The 6,166-nt window shown below is 71.2% G+C and carries 7 protein-coding genes; all 7 read left to right on the top strand.

The annotated features are described in order from the left end of the window. Positions 1-166 precede the first annotated feature (166 nt). The 7 genes from VFZ20_RS28660 (at position 167) to VFZ20_RS28630 (ending at position 6,079) form a co-directional block, all read left to right on the top strand. Positions 167-442 (top strand): hypothetical protein, encoded by a 276-nt coding sequence (locus VFZ20_RS28660; RefSeq protein WP_329687394.1) that lies wholly within the window; start codon positions 167-169, stop codon positions 440-442. After that, positions 442-837, top strand: coding sequence for a hypothetical protein (locus tag VFZ20_RS28655; protein ID WP_329687393.1), 396 nt, complete (start codon positions 442-444; stop codon positions 835-837). Before VFZ20_RS28660 ends, VFZ20_RS28655 begins: the two co-directional genes overlap by 1 nt. A 101-nt stretch (positions 838-938) precedes the next feature. Continuing rightward, complete coding sequence (locus tag VFZ20_RS28650; RefSeq protein ID WP_329687392.1) at positions 939-1,904, top strand: PspA/IM30 family protein; 966 nt, start codon at positions 939-941, stop codon at positions 1,902-1,904. Positions 1,905-2,211: 307 nt separating this feature from the next. Then, complete coding sequence (locus VFZ20_RS28645; RefSeq protein ID WP_329687391.1) at positions 2,212-3,399, top strand: AI-2E family transporter; 1,188 nt, start codon at positions 2,212-2,214, stop codon at positions 3,397-3,399. Positions 3,400-3,510: 111 nt separating this feature from the next. Then, positions 3,511-4,602 carry a DUF1611 domain-containing protein gene (locus VFZ20_RS28640; RefSeq protein WP_329687390.1) on the top strand — a complete coding sequence of 364 codons (1,092 nt, stop codon included), beginning with the start codon at positions 3,511-3,513 and terminating at the stop codon, positions 4,600-4,602. 26 nt (positions 4,603-4,628) lie between these two features. After that, on the top strand, positions 4,629-5,402 hold the full coding sequence (locus VFZ20_RS28635; protein WP_329687389.1) for a class I SAM-dependent methyltransferase: 774 nt from the start codon (positions 4,629-4,631) through the stop codon (positions 5,400-5,402). Between the two features lie 137 nt (positions 5,403-5,539). Then, entirely contained in the window at positions 5,540-6,079 is a 540-nt protein-coding gene (locus VFZ20_RS28630; protein WP_329687388.1) for a hypothetical protein, read from the top strand. Positions 6,080-6,166: the final 87 nt, after the last annotated feature.

The raw sequence follows: 6,166 nt of genomic DNA, 5'->3' as shown, positions 1-6,166 counted from the left end.
GCGGGGGAGGTCGCGAGTCGACGAGCGGGAGGGGCCCCGGCGCGATCCGTCCTTCACGGGATGGGTCTCCTCCCTTCGCCTCCCGGACCCGAAAGCCTTGTCACGCCGCCCCGGCGGTGAAACTTTGTCCGGAGGCGCCGCGTACGTTGCCCCAGGAAAACGACCCATGTTTGGTATAATCCTGCTCATCCTGGTCGCCGGCCTCGTGTCGCGGTGGGTCCTTACGGCCTACAACGGCGGTGGCGACGGGTACGAGCTTGCCGCGCGCGACGCGCAGATCAAGCGCCTGCGCGAAGAGATGGACGGCCTTCACGCCGAGGTGCGGCGCCTGGCCGACGAGCAGTCGTTCATGGTGCGCCTGCTTTCGGAGGGTGCCCCCAGCGGCGGGGCGGCGCTGCCCGCGCCCGAGCGGCCCCCGCAATCCAACCCGGAGATGCCCTGATGGTGACGCGCGAGGACGTGGTGAACTTCCTCAACCGGATGGAGATGGACTTCGAGGAAGTGTCCGAGGGAATGTGGCTGGCGTACGCCGACGAGGAGCATGGCGGCACGCCGCTCGTCATCAGCTATGCGCCGCCCCTGCTCGTGTTCCGGCTCAAGGTGCTGGACGTGCCCCGCGACGGCGACAAGTGCCACCAGCTGTACAAGCGGCTGCTGCAGGCCAACGCCAGCGAGCTGGTGCACGCCGCGTACGGCCTGGAGGAAGAGGACGTGATCCTCACCGACTCGCTGCAGCTGGAGAACCTGGACTTCAACGAGTTCCAGGCCACGGTCGACTCGTTCCACATGGCCATGGCAACGCAGCTCGAGGTGCTCACGCCGTTCCGCGACTGCTAGAGCGGGCCGTCGCGATCCCTGAACATCGAACCTGTCCGACGGAGCGCCCGGGTCCCTTTCCGCCCGGCTCCTCCCGCCGAGCAACCAGAACGGCCACGACGATGGGAATCTTTCAAAAGCTGTCGCTGCTGATCCGGTCCAACCTGAACGACCTGATCGCCCGGGCCGAAGACCCGGAGAAGATGCTCGAGCAGGTCATCATGGACATGCGCGAGCAGCAGACCAAGGCCAAGCAGGAGGTGGCCCTCGCCATCGCCGAGGAGCGCAAGCTCAAGGCGCAGGTGGAGAGCGAGGCCAAGCAGTCGCAGGAGTGGGAGCGCCGCGCCGTGCTGGCCCTGCAGCAGGGCCGCGAGGACCTGGCCCGGCAGGCGCTCATGCGCCAGCAGGAGTACGCGCAGCGCGCCCAGAGCCTGCACGAGACGTGGCAGCGCCAAGCCGCCGACACGGAGCGCGTGAAGGACGCCCTGCGCCAGCTGCAGGTCAAGATCGAGGAGGCGCAGCGCAAGAAGAACCTGCTCATCGCCAAGCAGAAGCGGGCGCAGGCGCAGCGGCGCATCCACGAGACCATGGCCGGCCTGAGCGACACGTCCGCGTTCGAGACGTTCGAGCGGATGGCGCAGAAGATCGAGCACACGGAGCGCCTGGCGCTGGCCGCGGCCGAGGTCTCCGAGGAGCTGTCCGGCGACCCGCTGGAAAAGCAGTTCAAGGCGCTGGAGGCCAGCAGCGGCAGCGAGGACATCGAGTACCGGCTGCTGGAGATGAAGCAGAAGATGGGCATCGCGCTTCCCGCCGGCGCCCCGGCGCAGGGGGGGCAGTCGCTCCCCGGGACGGCGCAGCCCGGGCTGGCGCTGGGCGCGGGCGCGGCGGGCGGGGCGGCACCCGGCCGCGATGCCCACGTGAGCGACGCCGAGCTCCTGTCCGACGACGGCGATGCGCACACGGCGCAGGAGCGCACGGCCTTCGCGCCGCCTCCGCCGCCGGCTCCCTCCGCGGCCGCGCAGGGCGGCGGCGTGCCCAACGACCGCGACCTCGCCGCGCAGATCGACGCGCTGAACCGCGGCGTGTAGGACGGTACGAAGGTACGAAGGTACGAAGGTACGAAGGTACGAAGGTACGAAGGTACGAGACCGCGGGGCCGGCATCCGGCCCCGCGGTCTTTTCCTGCATTCTCACGCAGAGGGAGCAGGGGCAGCAGAGTACTTCATCGCGCGATGAAGTACTCCGCGTCCTCCGCGGCTCTGCGTGAGAATGCAGTTTCAGTTACTTGGCACTTGGTACTTGGCACTTGGCACTTGGCACTTGGCACTTCCGTTCGATACGTTGCGCGGGGGCGGCAACTCGCCGGCCCGCGCTCCGTTTTCGCTCCGCTGACGCATGGCCCAACCCCGAGAGCAGGCCGCCCCGTCGCGCCCGTCGCCGTTCGCCGTGCTCATCGCGGCGATCTTCGCCGTGCTGCTGCTGGCGTTCGTGTACAGCGTGGCGCACGTGCTGCTGCTGCTGTTCATCGCCGCGCTGTTCGCCCTGTACCTGGGCGGCATCATCGACTTCCTGCAGGAACGCTTTCGCGTGCCGCGCGTGCTGGGCGTGATGGCCGCGCTCCTCATCACCGGGCTGGCGGTGACGGCGGTGGGCTGGCTGATCGTGCCGCCCGTGGCCAGCCAGACGCAGTCGCTCATCACGGCCCTGCCGGGGCTCATCCAGGTGTGGACGGCGTCGCTGCGCGACCTGACGGAGCGCTATCCCCTGCTGGCGTCGGTGTTTCCGCCGGAGCGGCTTTCGGAGCAGCTGTCCGCGTGGGCCGAGAACGCGGGGCAGGCGGCGGCGGGGCTGTTCCCCGTGGTGTTCGACACGCTGCACGTGCTCATCAACTTCGTGAGCGTGCTGGTGATGGGCATCTACATGGCCCTTCGTCCGGAGGTGTACCGCGAGGGCATCGTCTCGCTGGCGCCGCCCGTGCACCGCGAGCTGGTGCGCGACATCCTGGCGGACCTGGCCCGCTCGCTGCGCGCCTGGATCGGCGGGCAGATGCTGGCCATGGTGTTCCTGGGCGTGCTCACCTGGATTGGCCTGGAGATCCTGCGCGTGCCGTTCGCCCTGGCGTTCGGCGTGTTCACGGGCGTGGTGGTGATGGTGCCGTTCTTCGGCAGCCTGGTATCCACGCTGCTGCCGGCGCTGTTCGCGCTGGGAAGCGGCGGCGCCTTCCAGGCCATGCTCGTGGTGCTGCTGGGCGTGATCATCCACCTGATCGAGGCCAACTTCGTCCATCCGCTCATCATGGAGCGCCGGGTGCACCTTCCGCCCGTGCTGAGCATTTTGAGCGTGCTGATCATGTCGGAGCTGCTGGGCGCCGTGGGCCTGCTGGTGGCCGTGCCCGTGCTGGCCTCGGTGATGGTGATCACGCGGCGCATCTACGTGCACCGCCTGCTGGAGGGCAAGGGATTCCGCCGCTTTGTCCGCGACGCGCCGTCGGAGATCCGCCTGCCGGAGGGCGCCCTGCGCGCCGTTCCCGCGGGCGTGAGCATCCCCGGCGTCCTGGAGCAGGCCGGCGCCGCGCCGCGATGAAGTGCGTGAGTGCGGACGTGCGTGAGCGCGGAAGTGGTTCCGTTCGCGCGCACGGCTCCGCGCCGCGCACGAGCCTGCTCCCGCACTGACCCACTCACGCACTTTCGTTCCGTGAACCACGACCTCTCGACCTACCGCTACCTCGTCGTCGCCGAAGGGCAGTTCGGGCCGCTGACCAGCAAGACGGCCACCAGCGCCGTCCGCTTCATCCCCGACCGCGTGCTGGCCGTGCTGGACTCCACCCGGGCGGGACGCACCGTGCAGGACGTGCTTGGGTTCGGCGGCGACGTGCCCGTCGTGGCGACGGTGGGCGAAGGGCTGCCCCTGGAGCCCACGGCGCTGCTCATCGGCATCGCGCCGCAGGGGGGCGGGCTGCCGGACGCGTTCCGGCCCATGCTGCGCGAGGCCATCGCCGCGGGGCTGCACATCGTCAGCGGGCTGCACGTGCACCTGGGCGACGATCCAGAGCTGGCGCGGCTGGCGGCGGAGCGCGGCGTGCGCATCCACGACCTGCGCAAGCCGCCCGCGGACCTGCCCGTGAGCCAGGGCCGGGCGCGGCTCGTGGACGCGTACTCGGTGCTCACCGTGGGCACGGACTGCAACATCGGCAAGATGACGGCGGGGCTGCGCATCCGCGACGCGCTCACGGCGGCCGGTACGCGCGTGGGCTTTGCCGCCACGGGGCAGACGGGCATCCTCATCGAGGGATGGGGCATCGCCGTGGACGCCGTCGTGGCCGACTTCATCGGCGGCGCGGCGGAGCGGCTCGTGCTCCAGGCGGCGGAGGGGAGCGACGTGGTGCTCGTCGAGGGGCAGGGCTCGCTGGTGCATCCCGGCTACTCGGGGGTGACGCTGGGGCTGCTGCACGGCTCCATGCCCGATGCCATGATCCTGTGCCACCAGCCCACGCGCGCCTGCCCGTACGGCGCCGGCAACGCGTACCACTGGATGCCGCTGCCGTCCGTGGAGGAGATGATCCGCATCTGCGAGGGGGCCATCGCGCCCCTGCGGCCGTCAAAGGTCATCGGCATCTCGCTCGTCACCTTCGACATGGACGAGGCCGCCGCGCGCGACGAGATCGCCCGCATCGCCGACGTCACGGGGCTGCCGGTGACGGACCCGGTCCGCTTTGGCGCGGAGCCGCTGGCGGAGGCCATCCGGCGCGGCGCGGAGGCCAAGCGCGCCTGCCGCGCGTCCGCCTGATCCCACGCGTGCACGGAGGACGGGCCATGGCGGGAGCGGGCGGGGGATCGCGGATGGGGTGGCTGGCCTCGCTTCGCCACCGGCGGGCCGTGCGCGCGCTGGAGCGGCAGCTGGCCAACCAGGAGGCCAAGGCCCGGCGCATCCAGGGCCACGACGACGAGATCATGCGGCGTCTGGAGGCCCGCAGCGCCGCCGCGCGCGAAAAGCTGGAGCGCGTGGGCGCCATCGCCGCGGACGCGCGCGTGCTGGAGGTGGGCAGCGGCGCGCACGGGCTGGTCTTTTTCTTTGGCACCAGCCGGGGCGTGGGGATCGATCCGCTGGCGGCGCACTACCGCTCGCTCTTTCCCGCGTGGCAGGGGCGCGTGCCCACGTTCGCGGCCGCCGGCGAGGCGCTGCCGTTCGCGGACGGCGCCTTTGACGTGGTGCTGTGCGACAACGTCATCGACCACGCCGAGGTGCCGGAGCGGGTGGTGGAGGAGCTGGCGCGGGTGCTGGCGCCCGGCGGTCTGCTGTACTTTACCGTCAACGTCCACCACCCGTTCTACGGCGCCGTGTCGCGGCTGCACGGGGCGTGGACGGCGCTGGGCGTGCCGGTGGAGATCCGCCCCTTCGCGGACCACACCGTGCACCTGACGGCGGCGGAGGCGCGGCGGATGTTCGATCCGCTGCCCCTGCGCATCGCGGCGCAGTCCGTGCGGCGCGGCGGCGCGGGCCGCGCGCGCCACGCGGGCGACCTGTTCAAGCGCGCCTTCTTCAAGAACGCCGTGTTCGAGCTCGTCGCCGTCCGCGAGCCCGGCTGAGCGCGACGCGGTGACGGGTGGCGCGCGGAGGATCGTCGCGGTGCCGGTCCTGGCCGGGTGCGGGCGAATCCTGCCGGCCGCCATTTCCGTAGAGCCCGCCGAGCACCGCTCCCGACCCCTGCTCCGGATCTGCCACCATGGCCCTGATCACCTGCGCCGACTGCGGACGAGACGTCTCGTCCCTCGCGTCCGCCTGCGTACACTGCGGGCGGCCCATGCACGCGAACGCCGTCCCCAACGCCGCTTCGGCGCCGTACGCGGCGAGCCCCCAGTGCCCGCTGTGCGCCGCGCCCGTGGTGCACCCCGCCACGCGGACGGGCGGCCGGGCGTGGTGCGAGCGGTGCGGCGCGCAGCTGATCTACGGCACGGACGGCGCGCTGGTCCAGGCGCTTCCCCGCGGGCAGCAGATGGCGGCCGCGCGGCCGGTGACGCCCGTGGTGATCGTGAACGAGCGCAAGAGCGTGGGGCTGGCGGCGCTGCTGGCGTTCTTCTTTGGCCCGCTGGGGATGGCGTACGCCACGGTGGGCGGCGCCATCGCCATGTGCTTCATCAGCCTCTTCCTGATGGTGGTGACGATGGGGCTGGGCCTGTTCATCACGTGGCCCATCAGCGTCCTGTGGGCCGTGCACGCCGCGCAGGAGCACAACCGCCGCGTGCTCTACCGCGTGCAGGTCTGACGCCGGATCGGTGGATGCACGGACGAAGCGAGGGCGGCCCGACCGGGCCGCCCTCGCTGTTTTTTCGTCCGGGACGTGGATTACTGC

The organism is Longimicrobium sp., assembly GCF_036280135.1.
In the GTDB taxonomy this organism is placed as follows: domain Bacteria; phylum Gemmatimonadota; class Gemmatimonadetes; order Longimicrobiales; family Longimicrobiaceae; genus Longimicrobium.
Note: the sequence above shows the minus strand (reverse complement) of the source record. Positions and strands in the feature narration are given on the sequence as shown.

Coding starts and splice junctions, on each gene's coding strand:
- VFZ20_RS28660 (WP_329687394.1), top strand. CDS start 167: ATGTTTGGTATAATCCTGCTCATCCTGGTCGCCGGCCTCGTGTCGCGG.
- VFZ20_RS28655 (WP_329687393.1), top strand. CDS start 442: ATGGTGACGCGCGAGGACGTGGTGAACTTCCTCAACCGGATGGAGATG.
- VFZ20_RS28650 (WP_329687392.1), top strand. CDS start 939: ATGGGAATCTTTCAAAAGCTGTCGCTGCTGATCCGGTCCAACCTGAAC.
- VFZ20_RS28645 (WP_329687391.1), top strand. CDS start 2,212: ATGGCCCAACCCCGAGAGCAGGCCGCCCCGTCGCGCCCGTCGCCGTTC.
- VFZ20_RS28635 (WP_329687389.1), top strand. CDS start 4,629: ATGGCGGGAGCGGGCGGGGGATCGCGGATGGGGTGGCTGGCCTCGCTT.
- VFZ20_RS28630 (WP_329687388.1), top strand. CDS start 5,540: ATGGCCCTGATCACCTGCGCCGACTGCGGACGAGACGTCTCGTCCCTC.